Raw genomic sequence first — 22,721 nt, forward strand, 5'->3', positions numbered from 1 at the left:
GACGCGTAAATTCTCCGCAATTTTTACTGCAGCCGGCGTGGCCGCACACCCACGCAGCGGGTGAAGGACCGCAGCGCCCCTAGGGCGCCGCATCGCCCGGCTGCAACAGCAGCAGGTAGCTGGCTGCGGCCCAGCTGAAGTTGGGCGACTGGTAGCCGTGCCCGGTAAGCGGATCGTAGTTTTCGTACATGGGAGACTGCCCGGTCAGCCCCTGCGCGTGCAGCACCAACTGGCGCGCCACCGTGTTCGCCTCGTTGCCATAGCCATAGCGACGTAGCGCCTCCACGCCGAAGTAAGCCTGGTCGAGCCACACCGGCCCGCGCCAATAGCCTTTCACCGGCGAGAAGTGGGTGTCATCCCTGGCCAGGGTGGGCAGTGGCATGTAGGTGGCGAACTTGCGCGGGTCCAGCATCACGCGGCTGACCGCTGCCGCCTGCTCGGCGCTCGCCACGCCGGCCCACAACGGCATCCAGCCTTCCGAGCCGTACACGCGCACCCGTTCATCGCTGCCAAGCCGCACATCAAAGAAATAGCCGGCCGCACGGTCGTACATGCGCTGCTGGATGGCTCCCTTCATCGCCTCGGCCTCGCGCAACCACATCGCGTGATCGTCGCCCTTGCCCAGTACCTCCGCCAAAGCGGCAAGATCGAGCTTTTCACGATACAGGTAAGCGTTGAGGTCCACCGACTCCTGGTCCAGCGACCAGGCGCCGTCGCCGTTCTTCACCATGCGGGCATGATCGAAGCGCACGGCGTTGTCCATGCCGCTTTCCCACGCCGCTGCGATGCGCGTGCCATCGGTAGACCCGAATTCCGCCAGGCCGTTGTGATCGTGGTCGCGGGCCTTGAACCACCAGCGGTGGTAGCGCACCAGCTTGTCGTACATCTCCGCGACGAAGGCGCGATCGCCACTCTGGCGATAGATCTCCCGCGTGGCCCAGGTGGCCAGCGGCGGTTTGGTATCGCGCCAGTTGTTCTCCGCCTTGTCCAGGTAGACGCAATCGGGGACCATGCCGTCGGCGGCCTGGAAATCGAACATCGCGCGCATCTGGTCCTCGGCCAACTGCGGCGCGAAATGCGCCAGCGCGACCGCGTGCTTCCACGAGTCCCAGGCCCAGAAACCATTGAAGTCGGGGTTGGAATAGGACGGCACCACGCCATCGTGATGCAGGTCGCCGCGTGCGGCACGCCAGTTGCCCAGCAGCGTGATGATGGCCTTGAAGGCCACCCGGCGCGCCATCGCATCGTCGACGCCATCGAGATGGCTGCTGGACAGCGTCTTGAGGTAGCCCGCCCAACGCTCGCGGTTGTGCTGCCAGGCGATGCCGTCGTCCAGCGCTGGCGGCATCTCGGCCCGCGCATCGACCCGCCATTCCTGCTCGACGAACACGCTTGTCGCCACACCAGCCTTCAACGACAGGGGATGATCGAGCGTCACGCGGTAGTCGTCACCGTGCATGGCCGCGCTCGAACCCGCCTGTCCTTGGGCCTGCAGGCGCGTGGCTAGGCGCGATGGCGCGGAGCCGAAGGTCTGCACCACCTCGCCGCCGGTCACGGCGATGCGGGCGTCGGCCGGCTTCATGACCGTACCTTCCACCGCAAGCGAGAGCGTGCGATCCGTGGTGGCGGTGATGTCCACCTTCACTACGGCATGCCAGGCATCGGTGAAGTACAGAGTCTGGCGTACCGTGACTCCGGGCGCCGTGAACTCCCGCAACAGGTAACCCGGGCCGCTGTGCGCGCTGGTCGGCGTGAGCGCCATGGGCTGACCGGTGCCCGCATCGGACAGCGCCAGTTGCGCGAAGCGCTTGCCGATCCACTGCCCGCCCGCCAGGCTGTGTGCAAACGGCCCGACGAAACCACTGCCCGCGTCGTGCACGGGAGGAAGGCTGTACCCCTGCCAGGCGCCCGCATCAAAGAACATGTTGAAGCTGCGATCAGTGGCATTGGCGGGTGAGCCGTGCAGATCAAGCACGTCGAGATAGGCCGCGTCCGGCGACTCCGTTCGGTCGGCGGGCGTGGCGTGCGCGGGCGACCCTTGCAGGGTCGACAGCAAGACCAGGGTCGCGATGGCAGACCGGGTAAGGGACAAGCGATTCACGGGTGCTCCTGCATGCTGCGGTGGCGTCCATGGACACGGACCGCCAGTCACCGCGGTCCACGACGTGGCCGCGTGGTGCCAGCGCTCTTGCCGCCGGCACCACGCAGACTACCCAAAGGCGGGCATCGTCTCCAGGCGTACGATCAGAACTGGTACTTCACCTGGAAATTGAACTCGCGACCTTCAATCGAACGGGCGAGAATCACACCGCCTTCGCTGGCGAAACCGAACAGGCGCGCATTGCCTTCGGTGATGCCGATCTGGTTGGTGACGTTGGTACCGCGCAGGGTGAGCACCCAGTTCTTGCCGATGGTGGCGATCGCGCCGACGGCCAGGTCGTAATAGCTTCCCAGCGGCTGCTGCTGCAGCTGGTCGCCGTAACGGTTGCCCACGTACTCGTAGGTCACCCAGAACTTCATGCTGCCCCAGCTGGTGGGAATAACGTAACCAGGCGTCAGGCGGTACTGCACCTTTGGCTGGCGATCGATCTGCATGCCGCTGATGCTGCTGCACTGGTTGCTGCCATCCTGGGCCACGTAGGGCACGCAGCCCTGGTAGTCGGAATAGTGGCCATTCATGTAGTTGCCGCTCAGCGCGATCGAGAAGTTCTCGAACGGCTTCACGGTCACGGCCGCGTTGAGCCCCTTGGTCACCGAGCCGTAGACCAGGTTGACCTGGCCCGATTCCAGCTGGATCGAATAAGGCACGCCGTGGAACAACCGGCGGTAGGCACTGATGTCGGCGAAGATCCACGGTGCCTGGTATTTGAAGCCCACTTCCATATTGTGGATCTTCTCGATCGGCGGGTCCTGCAGGTTCACCACGTCGTCGAAGCCGGGCAGGAACACGCCGTCGTTGACGCGCGCGTACGCGCTCATATTCGGGTTGATCGTGTAGTTGGCGCCCAGCGTCCAGGACGGTGCGCTGCGCGAACTCGTCGGATGCTGGTAGCTGTTGATCAGGTATTCGGCGTTGTTGTTGTAGACGGTGTACGGATTGTTGTCGAGGTCGCCCGAGCCGGTGTTCTGGAACCAGCCGCCGATATCATCGTGCTGCCAGCGTACGCCACCATCCAGTCGCCAGTTATCGATGTTCCACTCATCGGCCAGGTAGAACGCCGTGGTGGTGGCATGCCATTTTTCGTTGTAGGCCATCCACGACTGCGGCTGGTTATTCCAGAACAGCCCCTGGTTGTCGGTCAGCGCATAGTTGTTCACGCCATCGGAGAGGTTCACCACGATGGGGTTCGGATTGTTCTTGGCCTGCAGCAGCATGTTCAGGCCGTCTTCCTCGACATGGCGCTCGGAGTACACCGCCGTGTAGTTGCCGAGGGTCAGCGTATTGCCTTCGAACAATTCCTTGCTCACGCGGAACTCGTTGCTGATCGAGGAGATCTTCTTGTGGATGTATTCGGGATTCTGGACCGTGACGTTCTGGTTCATGTCGGCCGGCTGGCCGTTGCGGTACGTCGCCGTCGCCGTGAGGTTGGACGGCAGGCCAAAGGCTGCCTCCGAATCGGTGATGAAGCTGGACAGCGTCTGCGGGTTGTCACCCGTGCTGAAGAACGCTGTGGTGTCCATGTTGCCGCCCACGAACAGCAGCTTGTCCGACAGCGACCAGCCGTTGTCGAAGTCCAGGTCCAGGTTGGCACCCAGCATGTGCACGTCGCCGCCCTGTCCGTTGGCCATGTCGATGTTCTGGCCGGTCGGCGTACAACCTGCGGTGTAGCAGGGGTTCAACTGAAAGAACTGGTAGCGATCGGCGTTGCTGCCGAACGTGCCGGTCAGCGGGCTGAAGCCCGGGTAATCCGAGAACTTGCCCGAGGCCGGATTGAGGATGGGCGTATCGGTGACGAACTGGTTCTTGTCCTTCAGGTCGCGCGCATAGAACATGATGGAGCCGTGCTCTAGGTCATGGCTGAGCGTGGCCGTGAGCTGCCCCCCCTTGTCGGCGGCGAACTGCGGATCACGCACGCCGTCGGACTTGCGCCAGAAGCCGCCGATGCTGCCATACCAGCCGCTGTCCTTGCCGATCGGGAACCCGTAGAACCCGTCCAGGCGCACCATGCCTTCGGATCCATAGGTGATGCCCACGTCACCGGTGGGCGTGCTGCTGCCTTCGCGCAGGATGAAGTTGGCGATCAGGCCAGGCTGGCCGTTGCCGTACAGCACCGAAGTACCGCCCTGCACCGCCTCGAGGCGATCGACGGTGTCGTCCAGGCGCATCATCGCATCGGTGAAGTAGTCCCACTTGGGAAACAGCGGCGAGCCGTTCATCTGGAAGGTGACGAACGGCGCACCACTGTCGGAGGGAAAGCCGGCGACCTCGATGTTGGCACCGGTCTGGCCGCCGGACGATTCCGGATACACGCCCGGGGAAATCTTGAGCAGGTCAGCCACGCTGACCGGGTTGAGCTCCTTGATCTGCTGCAGCGTCGCCGTGGTGATCGAATAGCTGGCGTCGATCTTCTTGATGCCGCCGGCGGTCGAGTTGCCGGTGACCACCACCTGGTCGAGACTCTGCACGGTCTTGTTGGCGGACGACGGCGCCTGGCGCTGATCGGCGGCCGGCTTGGCCGGCGCCGGCGCGGCCTGTGCCGCCTGGCCCTGCGTGGAGGCGTCCTGCGCATGCAACGCGCCGGCCATCAGCACGGTGCCGATGGCCACTGCCAACGCGCGCCGATCGATCTTCATCCTAGCTTTCATTCGATTGCTCCTCCCCGGAACATTGGAACGTTGCGTTCTGTTCTTGTCGGGCCGATCGCGGTAGCGCGCCGACCTTCGCGATGTGAGTGACAGCCACTGCTGCAGCCGCCGCCCAAGGCACTTGCCCCTGCCCCCGGCGCGACGCTGGCGTGGATCCTATCTCATATTTTCCTATTTGTCCTACCATAGTACGATACGTCAAAAGTCATGATCGTTTCGGGCGCGCGGCACGGCTGCAGGCGCCATGGCGGCGCCGTCGTTTGCGAGAAGGGATGCCCGTGGGTGCGCTGCACAAGCAGCGTCGATCGATACGGATGCACATGGCGGACAAGCGTTGCCGTACACACCCGTGAGTCGCGATAGCATGGGCAAGCAGGCATCGCTCGATGCCTTTGTATGATAAATTTTGCTGGACGTTGCACCGCAGCAAGCGGTGGCATCGAAACCCCATGACTCAACGCAGGTCACGCAGTGCACGCATGACCACCGGCGAGCGCCCAAGCTGCGGAGAAAGACTGAACATGAAAGCGACGGATGCACGCAGTCTCCACGGCCAGGTCGTTCGCGAGCTGGGTACCCGGATCGTCTCCGGTGAACTCAAGCCGGGCGACGTGCTGCCGCGCGAGGATGCGCTGGCCGAAAGCATGCAGGTAAGCCGCAATGCGCTGCGCGAGGCCTTGAAGGTGCTTTCCGCCAAGGGCCTGATCGAAGCCCGCCCCAAGACCGGCACCCGTATCCGCCCCAGGGACGCCTGGAACCAGCTCGACGCCGACGTGCTGTCCTGGCGCTGCGCCACCATGCCCACCGATGACTTCATCGAGAAACTGGGGGAGATGCGCGAAATCATCGAGCCGGCCGCCGCGGCCGCCGCGGCCCGCCGGCGCACCCAGACACAGCTCGCGCGGATCGACACGGCCTACCGCCAGATGGAAGCCGCGCGCGACACCAGCGAGTGGGCCGTGGCTGACCTGAGTTTCCACAATGCCGTGCTGCAGGCCACCGGCAACGAAATGATGATCTCGCTGTTTACGGTGATCGAAAGCGTGCTGGGCATGTTCTTCGTGCTGTCGGCGCAGACGGCAGGCGACTTCAAGTACTCGCTGCCGCACCACCACAAGGTGCTGGATGCCATTCGCCGCAACCAGCCCGAGGTGGCGCGCAAGGCCATGCAGGCGATGATCACCGACTCCCGCGCCAACCTCGAAAAGCGGCGCAAGAAGGGCGTCAGGAAAGCCTCCTGACCCCCACCTCGCGCTTCGCCATCACAGGATGCGAAGCACCTCGTCCAGCTGATCCAGGAAGCGCTCGGCGTTGGCCTGGCTGAATACGATCGGCGGCTTGATCTTGAGCACGTTGTCGTCGGGGCCATCGGTGGACAGCAAGATGTGACGCGCCTTCATGGCCTCCACCACGGCGCGGGCGCGCTGCGGATCAGGCGTCCGTGTGTCGCGGTCACTGACGAATTCGGCACCGATGAACAGGCCGCGTCCGCGCACGTCGCCGATGACGTCGAAGCGCTGTTGCAACCCGCGCAACCCATCCAGCAGGAACTGGCCCACGCGCAAGGCATGGGCTTGCAACTGCTCTTCCTCGATCACGTCCAGCACGGCCAGCGCGATCGCGCAGGACACAGGGTTCCCGGCGAACGTGTTGAAGTACTCCATGCCGGTGACGAAGCTGGCGGCGATCTCGGGCGTCGTCACCACCGCGCCCATGGGATGGCCGTTGCCGATGGGCTTGCCCAGCGTGACGATATCCGGCACCACGCCCTGCTCCTCGAATGCCCAGAGATGGTTGCCGACACGCCCGAAGCCCACCTGCACCTCGTCCGCCAGGCAGACGCCACCGGCCGCGCGCACGGCCTCGTAGGCCTCAGCCAGATAACCGGGCGGCAACACGATCTGTCCGCCGCAGCCCAATAGCGATTCCGCGTAGAACACTGCCGGCGCCATGCTTTCGGCCTGCAGCGATTCGACCGCCGACCAGGCATGCGCGCCGTAGCGCTGCCCCGCGTCCCCGGACGGACCGTACAGACCGCGATAGGTATCGGGCATGGGCAGCACGCGAACGTGCGGACTGCGCCCCGCACCACCCTTGCCATTGAACTTGTAGGGACTCAGTTCGATCATCGATGGCGAGTGACCGTGATAGGCGTGGTCCAGCACCAGTACGCCCTGCGCGCAGGTATGCGCACGCGCCAGTCGCAAGGCGAGATCGTTGGCCTCGGTGCCAGAGTTGGTGAGGAACACCACCGACAGTGGCGCCGGCAGCGTCGAGTTGAGGCGCAGCGCATACTCGACGATGTTGTCATGCAGGTAGCGCGTATTGGTGTTGAGCCGCGCCATCTGCGCCTGCCCTGCCGCCACTACGCGCGGGTGGCAGTGCCCGACGTGGCAGACGTTGTTGACCATGTCCAGGTAGGCCTGGCCATCCTGGTCGTACAACCACGCACCCTCCCCGCGCACGATCTTCAGCGGCTCGCGATAGGAAACACTGAGCGTGGGGTTCAGGTGCTGCCGGCGCAGTCGCAGGATCTCCTCCTGGCTGCGTACCGGCACGCTGAGGGGCGAAACGTCGGGCTTGCTGTCAGTCATGACGGGATTCCATGAAGGGGCGCACGATGGCATCGGCCTCGACGCAGGCCAGTTGCAGCAACAACCGCCGCACGCCCTGCTGGGACACCATCACGAAGGGATTGTCCGGTTGCTCGCGCTGGCTGCGGGTCGCCATCAGGATGCTGTGGCATAGCCGCGCCAGGATGAAGGCATGCAGATACTCCAGTTCGCGCGGCAACAGCGGATGCTCGGCCAGATAGCCGCCGACGATGCGCTGTGCGCACGCCACCGGGTTGTTCTCGTGTTGCATGGCATAAGTGCAGGCAATGGCGAGGTCGGCCAGGCGGAAGCTCGTGCACATGTCGCCGAAGTCAATCACGGCGCTGACCACCTTGCGTCCGCCCTCCTCGCCCGCGATGACATTGAGGTCGTTGGCATCGTTGTGCAACACGGTCACGGGAAGCTCGCTGCGCCAATGCGGCAGCGACGCGCAGAAGCCCCCGGCGTGCCGCTGCACCGCATCACGCAATTCGGCGTCGGCAATATGCGGCAGCTGATCCATCAACGCCGGCAGGCGCATCAGGTTCCAGTCGTGCTGGCGATCCGCCGCCGGATGATGGAAGTCCTTCAGCCCGCGCGTGAGGCGCCCCACGGCCCGACCCAGGCTTTCGTGCAAGGGCGCGCGAACCCCCGGTGCCAACCCGGCGATGGCCTCGGCATAGGTGGAGCCCGGCACATAGCTCAACACGCGCACCAGGCAGGTGCGGCCGGCCACCGACAGCGACAACAGGTGCTCGCCACTGGCCGCCAGTTGCACCCGTGGAACACCGAGCGCAGGCTCACGTTCGGCCAGGGTCATCATGGCGCGGTTTTCCAGCTCGATGTCCTGCCATGCCCACGACGGGTGCGCCACCTTGAGCACGTAGCCCGCACCTCCGTCACGTATGCGGAAATTCTGGTCCGCGTAGGATGGCAGGGCGCTCACCTCACCATGGATGTGCCAGTGGTGTTCCGCCAGTTTCAGCGCCGCGTCGGGGGTCAGGATATCCATGCGCTAGATCGTCACCAAACATTGCAGGCGACCTAATAGTAGTATAATTTGACAATTGAATACGGCTAACGGATGACTCCATGCTCCGGCCCTTGCTCGCCTCGGCCCTGACCACCGCCATGATGATCGCCGGCATCGTCGCCAGCCCCGCAACCCACGCGGCCGCCGACGCATCCAGGCCACAGGGCGCGGCCTTGCTGCACCAACGCGAGCCGATGAGCTTCGGCGTGTTCTATTACCCGGAGCAGTGGCCACGCGAGCAGTGGCAACGCGATTTCAACGGCATGGCCAAGCTCGGTTTCAGCTTCACGCACATGGCCGAGTTCAGCTGGACCTACCTTGAGCCGCAAGAGGGCCAGTTCGACTTCAAGTGGCTGGACGCGGCCATCGAGATGGCCAGCAAGGCAGGACTGCGCGTCATCCTCGGCACGCCGACGGGAGCGCCACCGGCATGGATGGGCGAGCATTATCCCGAGGTATATCGCGTCGACGAGCACGGCCAGCGCCACGAACACGGTATCCGCGCCGAGGTATCGCTGAGCAACGCGAAGTACCAGGCGTTCGTCACGCGGCTGGTCACGGCGATGGCCGAACATTACGGACACGACCCACGCGTTTGGGGCTGGCAGGTCGACAACGAGCCGAGCAGCTTTGCCGACTTCAGCGACAGCGCGCGGCAGGCCTTCCAGCGCTGGCTGCGCGCCCGCTACGGCACCATCGACGCCATGAACACCGCCTGGGGCGGCTCGTTCTGGAGCACGCGCTACACCAGCTTCGAGCAGGTGCTGTTGCCCAATGCAACGCTGGCCGCCGAAGACAAGCTGAGCCCCAACGCGCTGCTCGACCTCGCCCGCTTCCAGGCCGACACCACCGCCAGCTTCCTTGATGCCCAGGCCGCCATCATCAAGAAGTACGCAGCGCCCGCGCAGTGGGTGACCACCAACTACACCAATGTGAGCACGGCCACCGACCCGCGCCGCAGCCACGGCATGGACTTCACCACCTTCACGCTGTACCCGGTGGCTGGCGCCAATATCCTCGGCGGCGACAGCTACGCCATCGGCAAGCCGGCCAACCTGATGGAAGCGGCGGCGTATTTCCGCCCCATCACCGGCACCTTCGGCGTGATGGAACTGCAGCCGGGACAGGTGAACTGGGGCGAGATCAATCCGCAGCCGATGCCCGGCGCTGTGAGCATGTGGATGTGGCACGCCTTCGCCTCGGGCGCTTCGCTGATCAGCACCTATCGCTATCGTCATCCGCTGCGTGGCAGCGAGATGTACCACGAGGGCATCATGGGCACCGATGGCGTGACGCTGTCGCGCACCGGCCATGAGTTCGTCGACGCCGTGCACGAAATCGGTGCGCTGGAACCGAAGCTGGACGCTCGTGCGCGACTGCCCTCGACCATGGCCGCGCGCTACACCGGCTACCTGTGGAGCCAGGACGTGTTCTGGGACCTGGAGATCCAGCCGCAGACCACACTGTGGAACAGCTGGGCCTACCGCAACGGCTACACCCTCGCGGTAAAGAGCACCGGCGCTCCCATGGATTTCGTGGGCGAGCAGGACGATTTCAGCCGCTACCCGTTCCTGATCGCCCCCGCCTACCAGATGGTGAGCAAGGCACTCGCGGAGAAGTGGCGCCGCTACGTGGAGCAGGGTGGCCATCTCATCCTGACCAGCCGGACCGGCCAGAAGAACGAAGCGGCCCAGTTCCATGAGGGGCCGTGGGCACAACCCATCCTCGACCTGATCGGCGACGATGTCGAAGGCTTCGACATGCTGCCGGCCAGTGCCAACGGCACGGTGAGCAGCGGCGGCAGCACGCATGCATGGCATCGCTGGGCGGACATCCTGTCGCCGCGCCCGGGCACGGAAGTGCTGGCCACCTACAGCGATCACTACTACGCCGGCAAGGCCGCGGTCACTACGCGTCGCCTTGGCAAGGGCAGCGTCACCATGATCGGCGTATCCACCGACGACGGCGTGCTGGAGCGCGACATCGTGCGCAGCGTGTACCAGCGGGCTGGCATTGCGATCGAGGACCTGCCCACGGGCGTGTTCCACGAATGGCGCGGCGGCTATTCCTTCCTGGTGAACTACAACCCGCAGCCCTACCAGGCCACCCTGCCCCAGGGAGCGCAGGTCGTGCATGGCCGGTTGCCACTGGCTCCCGCACAGGTACTGGTGTGGAAGGACACGGCGCCGTGAGCCACCCCGCAGAGCGCGAAGACAGCCTGATCGCCCTGGACTGGGGCACCAGCCAGCTGCGTGCCTATCGGCTCGACGCCTCCGGCGGCGTGCGCGAACAACGCTCGCGGCCATGGGGCGTGCGCCATCTGCCCGACGGCAGCTTCGACGGCGCGCTCGCCGGCATCACCGACGGATGGCCGCAGCTGCCGCGCGTGGCCTGCGGCATGGTGGGCAGCCGCAATGGCTGGATGGAAGCTCCCTACGTGGAGGTGCCCGCCGGCGCCATCCACCTTGCTGCCGGCGTGCAGCGCTTGCGCGCCGCTGATGGCTTGGACGTCCATATCGTGCCAGGCCTGCGCCAGGGCCACGGACCGGACGTGATGCGCGGCGAGGAAACCCAGATCATCGGCGCCCTGGCCCTGCACCCCGAACTGGGCGAGCGCTCGAATTGGATCCTGCCCGGTACGCACAGCAAGTGGGCCCGCGTTGTGAACGGTGTCGTGGTCGACTTCTGCACGCTGATGACCGGGGAGCTGTTCGGCCTGCTGTGGCGGCACTCGATCCTCGGCACCGGCGCGCATGCCGGCAACATGGACGCCCAGGCTTTCGACCGCGGCGTACTCGCCGCGCGCGACAGCGGTGAACAGGGTGCGCTGAGCCGCCTGTTCTCGGCACGCGCGCTGATGCTGGAGGGGCGGCTCGAAGCAGCCGGCGTCGCCGACTACCTTTCCGGCCTGCTGATCGGCGAGGAATTCCGCAGCTCGTTGTCGGCACGGCGGTTCCCGGCGGATACGCCATTCCAGCTGATTGGCGACGTCCCGCTATGCGAGCGCTATCGCCGCGCCGCACGTCACTTCGACATCGAGCTGCCTGACCCCATCGCCGATGCCGCCGCCCACGGGCTGTGGCAACTGGCCATGCGCATCGGGCTCGTTCCCCAGGCCGCCACCAAGGATTCACTCTCGTGCTGAACCACTGGCTCGCTGCCTTTCCGCTGGTCGCCATCCTGCGCGGCCTCCACCCCGACGAAGCGCTGCCGGTGGGTCGCACGCTCTCGGCCGCCGGCTTCCGCGTACTCGAAGTTCCGCTCAATTCGCCGCGGCCGCTGGACAGCATCCGCCTGCTGAGCCATGCGTTGGGCGATGACCATCTCGTCGGCGCCGGCACGGTGATGACGGAAGCCCAGGTCGAAGACGTCGCTGCTGCCGGTGGAAGACTGGTGGTGATGCCGCACGCCGACACCGCCATCATCCGGGCCGCCAAGCGCGCGGGACTGTTCTGCGTGCCGGGTGTCGCGACTCCCACCGAAGCCTTTGCGGCACTGTCCGCGGGCGCCGACGGCCTCAAGCTGTTTCCCTCCAACCAGGTGACGCCGGAGGGCCTGAAGGCCTGGCGCGCGGTACTGCCCCGCGAATTGCCGGTGCTGCCCGTTGGCGGCATCACGCCCGACACCATGGCGCCCTGGCTGGCCGCCGGTGCACAGGGTTTCGGCATCGGCACCTCGCTCTACGTCCCCGGCAGCGACATCGACGAGATCGCTCGCCGCGCGCAGTCGTTTGCGCGCGCATGGGCCGCACTCGCCACTCATTCCAAGGAACACCGCGCATGAAGATCACCCGCCTCACCACCTTCCTGGTGCCGCCGCGCTGGCTATTCCTGCGCATCGACACCGATGCCGGCATCACCGGCTGGGGCGAGCCCATCGTCGAAGGCCGTGCGCATACCGTGGCCGCAGCGGTGGACGAACTGTCCGACTACCTGGTGGGCAAGGATCCGCGCCACATCGAGGACCTGTGGAACGTGATGTACCGCGGCGGCTTCTACCGCGGCGGCCCTATCCTGATGAGCGCCATCGCCGGCATCGACCAGGCGCTGTGGGACATCAAGGGCAAGCACCTGGGCGTGCCCGTACACGAGCTGCTGGGCGGCCCGGTGCGCCAGCGCATCCGCGTGTATTCATGGATCGGCGGCGATCGGCCGGCCGATACGGCGCGTGCCGCCAGGGCGGCCGTCGAGCGCGGCTTCACCGCCGTGAAGATGAACGGCACCGAGGAAATGCATTTCGTCGACAGCCACGCCAAGGTGGAGCGCGTGCTAGAGAACGTGCAGGCCGTGCGTGACGCCGTCGGCCCCAACATCGGCCTTGGCGTGGACTTCCACGGCCGCGTGCACAAGCCGATGGCCAAGGTGCTGATGCGCGAACTCGCACCGTACAAGCTGATGTTCATCGAGGAGCCCGTGCTGTCCGAACACCTGGACGCGATTCCGGAACTGGCCAGCATCGCGCCCGCGCCGATCGCGCTGGGCGAGCGCATGTACACGCGCTACGACTTCAAGCGCGTGCTGGAGACCGGCGGCGTCGACATCATCCAGCCCGACCCTTCGCATGCTGGCGGCATCACCGAAACACGCAAGATCGCCGCGATGGCCGAGGCCTATGACGTCGCGCTCGCCCTGCACTGCCCGCTGGGCCCCATCGCGCTGGCCGCCAACCTGCAGCTGGATGCGGTGTGCCACAACGCCTTCATCCAGGAACAGGGCCTGGGCATCCACTACAACACGTCCAACGACCTGCTCGACTACGTGGCCCGTCGCGACGTGTTCGCCTACGAGGATGGCTATGTCGCCATTCCGAACGGCCCCGGCCTGGGCATCGAGATCAACGAGGACTACGTGGCCGAGCGCGCCAAGGTCGGCCACCGCTGGCGCAATCCGCTGTGGCGCCACGACGACGGCAGCGTCGCCGAATGGTAAGCGCCACCCACCCGACGCATCGCGCGGCAGGAGTACGAGCATGAGCACCTTCGCCATCTATCCCAGCCTCGCCGGCCGCAGCGTGCTGGTCACTGGCGGCGCCACGGGTATCGGCGCCGCCTACGTGCAGCACTTCGCATGCCAGGGCGCGCGCGTGGTGTTCCTGGACATCGATGATGCGGGTGCCGAGGCGCTGCTCGGCGCGCTCGGCCATGTCCTGCATCCCCCGCATTACCTGCACTGTGACCTGACCGATCTCCAGGCGCTGGACGCTGCCCTCGCCCGGGCGCGCGAGCTGGTTGGCCCCATCGCGGTGCTGGTCAACAACGCCGCCAATGACGTGCGCCACGCGCTGGCCGATGTCGATGCCGCCAGCTTCGAGCGCAACGTGGCGGTGAACCTGCGCCACCAGGTGTTCGCCACGCAGGCGGTGGTGGCGGACATGTGCCAGCTGGGCGGAGGCTCCATCATCTGCCTGGGTTCCACCGGCTGGATGAAGAAGAACGGCGGCTATCCACTCTACGCCATGGCCAAGGCGGCCGTGCACGGCTTCGTCAACGGCATGGCGCGCGAACTTGGGCGCCACCATATCCGCATCAATGCCCTGGTGCCGGGCTGGGTGATCACCGAGAAGCAGGCCCGGCTGTGGCTGGACGACGCCGGCCGCGAGGAGATCGCGCAGATGCAGTGCATGCCTGGCTACCTGCAGGCCGACGACCTGGCGCGCGCCGCGCTGTTCCTCGCCGCCGACGACAGCCGCATGTGCACCGGCCAGGATTTCATCGTCGACGGCGGCTGGGTATGACGGCTGCCCCGGCCACCATGGACATCGCCTTCCACGCCGGCAACGAGCTGGGCGAAGGCGTGCTGTGGTGCGAAAGGGAACAGGCGCTGTACTGGACCGATATTCCGCGCGCCACGCTGTACCGCCTGCATCCCGACAGCGGCCACTGCCAGCACTGGTCCATGCCCGAGCGCCTCGCCTCGTTCGCGCTGTGCGAGGCCGAGGGCTGGCTGCTGCTGGCGCTCGCCTCGCGCCTGGCCTTCTTCCACCTGGCCGATGGCACGCTGCACACGCTGCACGACGTCGAACCAGGCCTGCCCACGCGCTGCAATGATGGCGCCTGCGATCGCCAGGGCCGCTTTGTGTTTGGCACCATGCACGAGCCCGGCACGGGCGCGCGACAGCGCCTGGGCCACTTCTGGCGCCTCAACGCCGACCTGAGCCTGCAATGCCTCGCACTGCCGCCGGTGGCGATCAGCAACAGCATCGCTTTCAGCCCCCTCGGCGACACCATGTACTACTGCGATTCGCTTGCCGGGCGTATCCAGCGCTGCGACTACGGCGACGACGCCACCGGCACACAGGTCTTCGCCGAACTGGACGATCCGGCCGGCGAGCCGGATGGCTCCTGCGTCGATGCCGAGGGCTCGCTGTGGAACGCGCAGTGGGGTTTGTCGCGCCTGGTGCGCTACGCGCCCGACGGCTCGGTGCAGCAGGTGCTGGCGGTACCCACGCGCCAGCCCACCCGGCCCGTCCTGGGTGGACCACGGCTGGACACCTTGTACGTCACCAGTGCCCGAGCCGGCCTGGCCATCGAAGAGACCACCGCCGATTCACCCGCCGGTGCGCTGTTTCAATGCCGCGTTGCCATACGCGGACTGCCCGAACCGCGTTTCGCCGGCCCGCCCGGCTGACAGACACCACACATCCACGCCGCCATCCACCGTCCGCAGGACCCAGCACTGATGAATGCCGTCGCGACACCCTCGATCCGATTCGCTCGTACCGCTGCCGTATTCACCTGCATCCTCGCGGCGCTCGCCGGGCTGATGTTCGGCCTGGATATCGGTGTGATCTCCGGCGCCACGCCCTTCATCCAGAAGGAGTTCCAGGTCTCCGACCACACGATCGAATGGATCGTCAGCTCGATGATGCTGGGCGCAGCCATCGGCGCGCTCGGTGCCTCGTGGATGTCGGCCATGCTGGGCCGCAAGCGCTCGCTGATCCTCGGCGCGGTGCTGTTCGTGCTGGGCTCCCTGCTCTGCGGCGGCGCCGCGTCGGCACAGATGCTGGTGGCGGCCCGCTTCGTGCTGGGCCTGGCCATCGGCATCGCCACCTTCACCGCGCCGCTCTACCTTGCCGAGGTGGCACCCGAACGCATCCGCGGCGCGATGATTTCGCTGTACCAGCTGATGATCACCATCGGCATCCTGGTGGCGTTTCTCTCCGACACCGCCTTCAGCTACACCGGCAACTGGCGCTGGATGCTGGGCGTGATCGCCATTCCTGGCGCGCTGTTCCTGCTTGGCCTGTTGCTGCTTCCCGACAGCCCGCGCTGGCTGATGATGCGGGGACGCACGCAGCATGCCCGCGAGGTGCTGCAGCGCCTGCGTGGCGACGAGGCCGTGGCGCAGCGCGAACTGGCCGACATCGCCGAACAGCTCAGCACGCCGCAGCGCGGCTGGCACCTGTTCCTGGAGAACGCCAACTTCCGCCGCTCGGTCGGCCTGGGCGTGCTCTTGCAGCTCATGCAGCAGTTCACCGGCATGAACGTGGTGATGTACTACGCCCCGCGCATCTTCCAGAACATGGGCTACGACCAGCATGCCCAGCTGTGGTTCACCGCCATCGTGGGCCTGACCAACGTGCTGGCCACCTTCATCGCCATCGGCCTGGTCGACAAGCTGGGCCGCAAGCCCATCCTCTATGTCGGCTTCACCGTGATGGCGCTGGGGCTGGGCGTGGTCGGCACCATGATGCACAACGGCATCGCCACGCATGCGCAGCAGCTGTTCACGGTGACCATGCTGCTGGTCTTCATCGTGGGTTTTGCGATGTCGGCCGGCCCACTGATCTGGACGCTGTGCTCGGAGGTGCAGCCGCTGAAGGGGCGCGATTTCGGCATCGGCTGCTCCACCTTCACCAACTGGATCGCCAACATGATCGTCGGCGCCACCTTCCTCTCGCTGCTCAACGGCATCGGCAACGCCGCGACGTTCTGGCTCTACGGCGGACTGAACCTGTGCTTCATCGCCCTGACCTTGTGGCTGGTGCCCGAGACCAAGGGCGTGACGCTGGAGCAGATCGAACGCAACCTGATGGCCGGCCTGCCATTGCGCCGCATCGGCACGCCTTCGGTCGCCGACCCGGCGCCGATGACGCGCGACATGCCCGTGGGCAGTCTGCAAGGCGAGCGCGTTTGATGCACCGAACCTAGCCTTCCCGCCACCAGCCGTTGCAGCATCCGCCCACCACGCCGGGGAAACGCGCACCATGGCCGCAACGATGGAATCCGCAGTGCCGAGCCTTCGCCGTGTACTCGGCACGTGGGACTTGATCCTGTTCAACATCGTGGCCATCGTGGCGCTGCGCTGGCTGTCGGTGGCGGCGCAAGTGGGGCCGTCGAGCCTCGCGTTGTGGCTACTCGGGCTGGTCGGCTTCTTCGTTCCGCTGGCGCTGGCGGTGCTCGACCTCAGCGCGCGCATCCCGGGCGAAGGCGGCCTGTACCTGTGGACCAAGGCCGCCTTTGGCGACATCCACGGCTTCATCGCGGGCTGGACCTACTGGGTCTCCAACCTCACCTATTTCCCGACCGCGCTGCTGTTCAGCGCCGGCATCTTCTTGCACATCGGCGACGCGCATTGGCAAAGCCACGCCAATGACGCCGGCTATAACCTGGGTTATTGCCTGGCCGTGCTGTGGCTGGCCACCGGGCTGGGCATCCTGGGGATGGAGCGCGCCAAGTGGCTGCAGAACCTGGGCGGCATCGCCACCTGGTGCGCGGCGGCACTGATCCTGGCCGGCGGCGTGCTGGCAGCCCTGCGGTTCGGCAGCGCCACCGCGTTCACCACGGCGCAGCTATGGCCGGACTTCGGCAAGCTGTCGACGCTGGCCAGCCTGGCGACCATCGCGCTGGCCTTCCAGGGACTGGAACTGGGACCCATCATGGGCGGCGAAATCCGCGACCCGGCGAAGCAGATTCCCCGCGCCACACTCAGCTCCTGCGTGGTGATCGCGGCCATCTATATCGCGGGCACCGCGTCGCTGCTGGTGGCGCTGCCGGCCTCCACCATCGACATCATCAGCGGCATCCCGCAGGCGCTGTCCGCAATTGGCCAGCGCGTGCACCTGCCGTGGTTCGGCTCACTGACGGCGGCACTGGTTACCATCGGCACGGTGGGCGGCGTCACGGCGTGGATCACCGCCACCGCGCGCCTGCCGTTCGTGGTCGGCCTGGACCGCTACCTGCCCGCCGTGCTCGGCCGCCTGCATCCCCGCTTCGGCACGCCGCACGTGGCCCTGCTGGTGCAGGGCATGCTGACCTCGCTGATGCTGCTGGCCGCGCTGTCCGGATCCAGCATCCACGATGCGTACATCATCCTGATCGACATGACGGCCATCATGTCCCTGCTGCCACTGGCGTACATCCTGCTGGCCTACCCGCTGCTGCGCCGTCGCGCCCGGCGCCAGCGCGGCGAGGCGACGCTCGATGGCCGCATGCTCGTCGCATGGCTGGCCGGCCTGAGCGGCTTTGGCTTCGTCGTCCTGGCCGTGGTGACCTCGATGATCCCGCCGGCCGGCAGCACGCCTGCGCTGTTCCTGGCCAAGGTGGTGGGCGGCTCCGCCCTGCTGATCGCCATCGGCCTGATGTTCTACCGGCATCATCGCGCCCTGCACAGGCGCCAGCCCGCCAACCCGGCCCCATCCCGGGCCTGAGCGCCCGGTTCGTCCGGCGGGCGATGGCCCTGCCGCGCAGGCGCTTTTTCCAAATCGCACGATCCATCCCGGCCGGCCATGGCCGACGGACGCCGCCACTGCGGTCGCCACCGGCAGCCACCCTTGAATCCATACAAAACCAATGTGCGGCCGCAGTGCCCGTGCGGCCGCAAAACGAATACAAAACACCGTTTTAAAAGTGAAAAATCGGCAAGTGAACGACCCCGGAGGCGGCCCGGCCTAGCACTAAAAATCTATTGACACCCCAAAATTGTATGCATACTATCCGCGACTTACCGCAACACAACTACCATCAATAGCAGGATTCGGATGGCTTGTCCGCCGGGAGGAAAGGACAGATGCATCAGATCTACGCTCATGCGGGTCGCCCCCATGCCGCCCGGCATCGCACCCAGCACCCCATTCCGGCGCCCATGACGCCCCATGCCAACGCCGTCCACGCGGAACGCGCGTGGCGGCAGCCGGATGTAGACATCGAGCGGGCTGACCGCGCGGTGATCGCCTCGCACTGGCTGGAGCACGGCACGCAACCGCGCGAACATACGGCGCAAGGTGCGCGTGGCTATTACGTGGCCAGCCTGTACATGCGCTCGACCCAGCTGTCGCTGAGCGCCGACGCCCACGAAGTGCATCGTGGCGAGCTGCGTGCGGGCAGTTTCCATGTGAGTGCGCCGGGCCAGCGCGTATGCGCGCGCTTCGAGGCCCCGTGCGAGATCCTTCACCTGCATCTGACCGAGACCTTCGTGCGCCGCATGGCCATCGCCGCGGATGCATTGCATTTGCTGGGCGTGATGGGAGAGGCCGCACCCACGCACGATGGCGTGATCGAGCAACTGGGGCGCGCCCTGCTGGCCGCCGACGACAAGATGTGCGGCTGGCAGTACGCAGAGCGCGTCGCAGCGCCCATCATCACCCGATATTTCCACCTGCTCGGCCAGGCGCATCTGCAGGCGGCGGAACCGCGGCGCATTGCGCTTCCGCGCTGGCGCCTGCAGCGCGTCCACGCCCACGTGGAGCAGCACCTCGGCGGACCGGTGACCTTGTCGGACATGGCCACCGCGGCCGGCCTTTCACCCATGCACTTTGCGGCGCAGTTTCGCGTGGCGACAGGACAGCGTCCGCATGACTACCTGCTGCAATGCCGGGTGGATCGGGCCAAGACCTTGCTGGCCACGACCGATCGATCGCTGATCGACGTGACGCTGGAAGTGGGCTTCTGCACGCAGGCGCATTTCACCACGGTGTTCAAGCGCTTCACCGGTACCACGCCGCACCTGTGGCGCCGCCGCAACTACCATGGCACGCCGGCCGAAGCGACGGCCGCGAGCGCAACGATCCACTCACTGCGTCCGGCCCGGCAGGCCTGAGGACTCAGAAGCCGGTCGACGACATCGTCGGCCATTGGGTGAGCAGCTCGGACACCATGCCGAGGCCATGGCTGAGCTGTTCGCGCGTCTCCGGCACACCCAGCGCCAGGCGCACGCCTTCCGGGCCCGGCCCCACGCTGAAGGCTTCGCGGCCAACCACGCCCAGGCCGGCGTTGCGCAACCCACCCACGAACTCGCCGCTGGTCCACGGCTCAGGCAGGCGCAGCCACACATGGAAGCCCTCGCCCGGCATCAGCAGCTGCGACGCGGGCAACAGCCGAGCCGCCATCGCCCGCCGCTCGGCAGCCTCCGCGCGAATGGCCCGAAGCACCTGTCGCGCGGTGCCGTCCTCGATCCAGCACGAACCCACTGCAGCACTGAGCGCCGACACCGTGCCGGACGTGGCCCTCATCACCGAGGTGAGTCGCGCCGCCGACCAGGCGTCGGGCGTCAGCAGGTAGGACACCACCAGCCCCGCCGACAGGCATTTGGCCAGGCCGGCGATGTGGTAGGTGAGGCCCGGCGCCAACGCCGCCAGCGGCGGCGGGACGTTCTCCGGCAACGAGCCGTAGTCGTCGTCCTCGATGATGGTGAGATTGTGGCGCTGGGCTACGGCCACCACCTCCTCGCGGCGTGCCAGCGACATGGTGATGGCGGTGGGGTTGTGCAGCGTGGACATGCAGTAGAACGCCTTGGGGTGTTCGGACTGGCACACTGCATCGAGCGCATCGGGATCCACGCCCTGTTCGTCCATCGCCACCGGCACCAGGCGGATCCGCAGCAAGGCCGCCAGCGCACGCACGCCAGGATGGGTCAGCGATTCCACCGCAAGGGTGTCGCCCGGCGAGAGCAGCATGCTCATCACCGCGTGCAGGCTGCCCTGCGAGCCCGCCCCCACCAGCACCCGGTCGGGCGTTGCATTGGGAATGCGCTGCGCCAGCCAGCGCGCGCCCACATCGCGGTCATAGGGCACGCCGCCGGGAGGCTGGTAACGCATCAGCAGCTCCATGCCACGCGCTTCCACCTCGCGCATGCTCCGCCACATGCGCCCGAGCAGGGCCTCGTCCTGGAACGCGGGCGGGGGGTTCATGCTCATCTCCACCCCACCCACGGTGACCGTGCGCGGCGGCGGCAGCGGCCGTCGGCGCACGAACGTGCCCCGCCCCACCTCCGTGTCCACCAGTTCGCGTCGTGCCGCCTCGGTGTAGGCACGCGTCACCGTGGTGAAGTCGATGCCCAGCCAGTCGGCCAGGGCGCGCATCGGCGGCAGGCGGTCGCCAGGCGAAAGGCGCCCCGCCTGGATGTCCTCGCCGATCGCATTGGCGATAGCCAGGTACATCGGGCCGCAGTTGGCGGGCAGCCGCGGCGTCCAGCTCAGTTGGCGAAGCTTGGCCATCACGCATCCAGTGTATGGATCATGTGTTGCATTGTATGCACCACATCGGCCAAGTCCAGTCAAACAGAGCGCTGGCACGAGCGCCGTTCGTTTTGAAAACCGCGCCTGCATTCGTGAAATACGCGCAGGCACGCGCTGCGCACAATGCCACCCCATCAACGACCGCTCTCCCGATGACCCGGGAGACAAGGCTGACCTCCCACGACACCGATACCGAACCCGACCATGAGCACATCCCGCCGGCTGTACCCCGCCTCCGTCACCCCGCTGCCCGTCCGCACCCGCGTGCCAGGTCCCCGCACCCTCGACGACGACATCTGCGTGCATATCTTCACCTCGTCCTCGGTGATGGTGGGCGTGTGCCTCACCGTGGTGGGCATCTTGCGCGTGGTGATTGCGCTGCGCAGCGAAAACGTCATCGGTGACGACCTGCTGGCCGTGAACGCGATGGTGTACCTGGCGGCGGCGCTGCTCTCCTACGCTGGCCTGCGCACGCGCAGTCACCGGCGCAATCACCGGCTGGAATACGCCGCCGACCTGGTTTTCATCGCCGGCATGATCTTCACGGTGATCAATACGGGTTTCATCACCTGGGCCATGGCGATTGGATGATCCGTATGGTTCGCCTGCGTCGCCTGCTTGTCGCCGCCATCGCGGCATCGGTGCTCGGCATGACCGGCATCTCCCTGACCGGCTGCCCCCAGCTCGGCAACGATGTACGCGCCGAGGGCGCGTTCTACAGCTACCAGCCCGATCAGGCCAAAGGGCCGCCCGGCTCGCTGATCCGCATCGAATCCATGGCCGGGGCGCCGCTGGGCGCCACCGCTTATCGCGTGCTCTATCGATCCACTGGCGTGCACGGCGAACCCATCGCCGTGTCCGGCGTGGTGGTGATACCGGCGGGACTGGCGCCAGCCGGTGGCCGTCCGATCGTGGCATGGGCGCACCCGACGACCGGGGTGGCGTCGCGCTGTGCGCCATCCGAGGCGCACTTCGTGTTCCAGACCATGATGGGCCTGCGCGACATGGTGCGGCATGGTTACATCGTGGCGGCCACCGATTACCCGGGCCTCGGCACCGCCGGGCCGCATCCCTACCTGGTGGGGGCCAGCGAGGCACACGCCGTGATCGACGCCGTGCGTGCCGCCAGGCAGTTGCCCGACGCGCAGGCAGGAAACCGCTACGCCGTGTGGGGCCACTCGCAGGGTGGCCAGGCCGCGCTGTTCACCGGCATCCTCTCAGGCAGCTACGCGCCGGAGCTGCATCTGCTGGGCGTGGCCGCCGCCGCACCCGCTACCGACCTGACGGCGCTGCTGCGCGACGATGCCGATACCGATGGAGGCCGCAATGTCACCGCCATGACGCTATGGTCATGGCAGCGCGTGTTCGGCACGCCCATCGACGGCGTGGTACAGCCGGCGGCCATGCCCGCCGTCGACGCGCTCTCCAGCGAATGCATCGAATCGGTCAAGGACATGGTGGAACGCCACTACTCGCAGCAGCCGCTGCAGAAGCAGTTTCTGTCCGTGCCGGACATCACCCGCATCGAGCCGTGGAAGTCCCTGCTGGCGGCGAATGTCGCCAGCACCCTGCCCGGTAACGTTCCGGTGCTGATTACCCAAGGCGCGGCCGATCGCCTTGTGCTGCCGCAGGTCACGCGAAACTACGTGCAGCGTCTGTGCGATGCGGGGAGCCACGTGCAGTATGTTGAAATGCCTGGCGTGCATCACGGATTCATCGGCAGCGACAGTGCCGTGCAGGCAGTCAACTGGATGAGCGATCGCTTCAACGGCAAAGCGGCACCGGACAATTGCCCCGCACCGTCGCACTGAACTTCCATCCCATCACTTGAAAGG

Annotated in this window: 17 protein-coding genes; 12 read left to right on the plus strand and 5 right to left on the minus strand. The window is 66.4% G+C overall.

Annotated features, from left to right (window positions below; all coding sequences use genetic code 11):
* Positions 1–79: 79 nt before the first annotated feature.
* Entirely contained in the window at positions 80–2,101 is a 2,022-nt protein-coding gene (locus DVU99_RS03195) for a trehalase family glycosidase (protein WP_114238758.1), read from the minus strand.
* A gap of 143 nt (positions 2,102–2,244) precedes the next feature.
* A complete protein-coding gene (locus DVU99_RS03200) occupies positions 2,245–4,806 on the minus strand; it encodes a TonB-dependent receptor (protein ID WP_114238759.1) in 2,562 nt (853 codons plus the stop codon).
* Positions 4,807–5,327: 521 nt separating this feature from the next.
* Here DVU99_RS03200 and DVU99_RS03205 point away from each other — a divergent pair.
* Positions 5,328–6,047 carry a FadR/GntR family transcriptional regulator gene (locus DVU99_RS03205; RefSeq protein ID WP_114238760.1) on the plus strand — a complete coding sequence of 240 codons (720 nt, stop codon included), beginning with the start codon at positions 5,328–5,330 and terminating at the stop codon, positions 6,045–6,047.
* Positions 6,048–6,068: 21 nt separating this feature from the next.
* Here the strand turns inward: DVU99_RS03205 and DVU99_RS03210 are convergent, their stop codons facing one another.
* Both DVU99_RS03210 and DVU99_RS03215 read right to left on the minus strand, forming a co-directional pair.
* Positions 6,069–7,400 carry an aminotransferase class III-fold pyridoxal phosphate-dependent enzyme gene (locus DVU99_RS03210; RefSeq protein ID WP_114238761.1) on the minus strand — a complete coding sequence of 444 codons (1,332 nt, stop codon included), beginning with the start codon at positions 7,398–7,400 and terminating at the stop codon, positions 6,069–6,071.
* The gene (locus DVU99_RS03215; RefSeq protein ID WP_114238762.1) at positions 7,393–8,412 is read right to left on the minus strand and encodes a phosphotransferase; all 1,020 of its coding nucleotides are present in this window, start codon (positions 8,410–8,412) and stop codon (positions 7,393–7,395) included. The genes DVU99_RS03210 and DVU99_RS03215 overlap by 8 nt, the downstream gene beginning before the upstream one ends.
* An 80-nt stretch (positions 8,413–8,492) precedes the next feature.
* Here DVU99_RS03215 and DVU99_RS03220 point away from each other — a divergent pair, with 80 nt between their 5' ends.
* From DVU99_RS03220 to DVU99_RS03260, 9 genes are all read left to right on the plus strand, one after another.
* Positions 8,493–10,625 carry a beta-galactosidase gene (locus tag DVU99_RS03220; protein WP_114238763.1) on the plus strand — a complete coding sequence of 711 codons (2,133 nt, stop codon included), beginning with the start codon at positions 8,493–8,495 and terminating at the stop codon, positions 10,623–10,625.
* On the plus strand, positions 10,622–11,578 hold the full coding sequence (locus DVU99_RS03225; RefSeq protein ID WP_198670173.1) for a 2-dehydro-3-deoxygalactonokinase: 957 nt from the start codon (positions 10,622–10,624) through the stop codon (positions 11,576–11,578). Before DVU99_RS03220 ends, DVU99_RS03225 begins: the two co-directional genes overlap by 4 nt.
* A complete protein-coding gene (locus DVU99_RS03230; RefSeq protein WP_114238764.1) occupies positions 11,572–12,216 on the plus strand; it encodes a 2-dehydro-3-deoxy-6-phosphogalactonate aldolase in 645 nt (214 codons plus the stop codon). The genes DVU99_RS03225 and DVU99_RS03230 overlap by 7 nt, the downstream gene beginning before the upstream one ends.
* On the plus strand, positions 12,213–13,361 hold the full coding sequence (gene dgoD / locus DVU99_RS03235; protein WP_114238765.1) for a galactonate dehydratase: 1,149 nt from the start codon (positions 12,213–12,215) through the stop codon (positions 13,359–13,361). Before DVU99_RS03230 ends, dgoD begins: the two co-directional genes overlap by 4 nt.
* Before the next feature lie 40 nt (positions 13,362–13,401).
* Complete coding sequence (locus tag DVU99_RS03240) at positions 13,402–14,166, plus strand: SDR family NAD(P)-dependent oxidoreductase (protein WP_114238766.1); 765 nt, start codon at positions 13,402–13,404, stop codon at positions 14,164–14,166.
* Positions 14,163–15,059, plus strand: coding sequence for an SMP-30/gluconolactonase/LRE family protein (locus DVU99_RS03245; protein WP_232823424.1), 897 nt, complete (start codon positions 14,163–14,165; stop codon positions 15,057–15,059). The genes DVU99_RS03240 and DVU99_RS03245 overlap by 4 nt, the downstream gene beginning before the upstream one ends.
* A gap of 51 nt (positions 15,060–15,110) precedes the next feature.
* Complete coding sequence (locus DVU99_RS03250; RefSeq protein ID WP_114238767.1) at positions 15,111–16,568, plus strand: sugar porter family MFS transporter; 1,458 nt, start codon at positions 15,111–15,113, stop codon at positions 16,566–16,568.
* A gap of 94 nt (positions 16,569–16,662) precedes the next feature.
* Positions 16,663–18,081, plus strand: coding sequence for an APC family permease (locus DVU99_RS03255; RefSeq protein ID WP_157971333.1), 1,419 nt, complete (start codon positions 16,663–16,665; stop codon positions 18,079–18,081).
* Between the two features lie 359 nt (positions 18,082–18,440).
* A complete protein-coding gene (locus DVU99_RS03260; RefSeq protein WP_114238769.1) occupies positions 18,441–19,469 on the plus strand; it encodes a helix-turn-helix domain-containing protein in 1,029 nt (342 codons plus the stop codon).
* Between the two features lie 4 nt (positions 19,470–19,473).
* Here DVU99_RS03260 and DVU99_RS03265 read toward each other — a convergent pair whose 3' ends face one another.
* Positions 19,474–20,865 carry a PLP-dependent aminotransferase family protein gene (locus DVU99_RS03265; RefSeq protein WP_114238770.1) on the minus strand — a complete coding sequence of 464 codons (1,392 nt, stop codon included), beginning with the start codon at positions 20,863–20,865 and terminating at the stop codon, positions 19,474–19,476.
* 225 nt (positions 20,866–21,090) lie between these two features.
* Here DVU99_RS03265 and DVU99_RS03270 point away from each other — a divergent pair, with 225 nt between their 5' ends.
* Both DVU99_RS03270 and DVU99_RS03275 read left to right on the plus strand, forming a co-directional pair.
* Positions 21,091–21,477, plus strand: a complete 387-nt coding sequence (locus DVU99_RS03270; RefSeq protein WP_232823425.1) for a hypothetical protein — start codon at positions 21,091–21,093, stop codon at positions 21,475–21,477.
* Positions 21,474–22,697 (plus strand): alpha/beta fold hydrolase, encoded by a 1,224-nt coding sequence (locus DVU99_RS03275; RefSeq protein ID WP_198670174.1) that lies wholly within the window; start codon positions 21,474–21,476, stop codon positions 22,695–22,697. Before DVU99_RS03270 ends, DVU99_RS03275 begins: the two co-directional genes overlap by 4 nt.
* Positions 22,698–22,721: the final 24 nt, after the last annotated feature.

It is taken from the genome of Dyella sp. C9, assembly GCF_003332825.1.
GTDB lineage: Bacteria > Pseudomonadota > Gammaproteobacteria > Xanthomonadales > Rhodanobacteraceae > Dyella.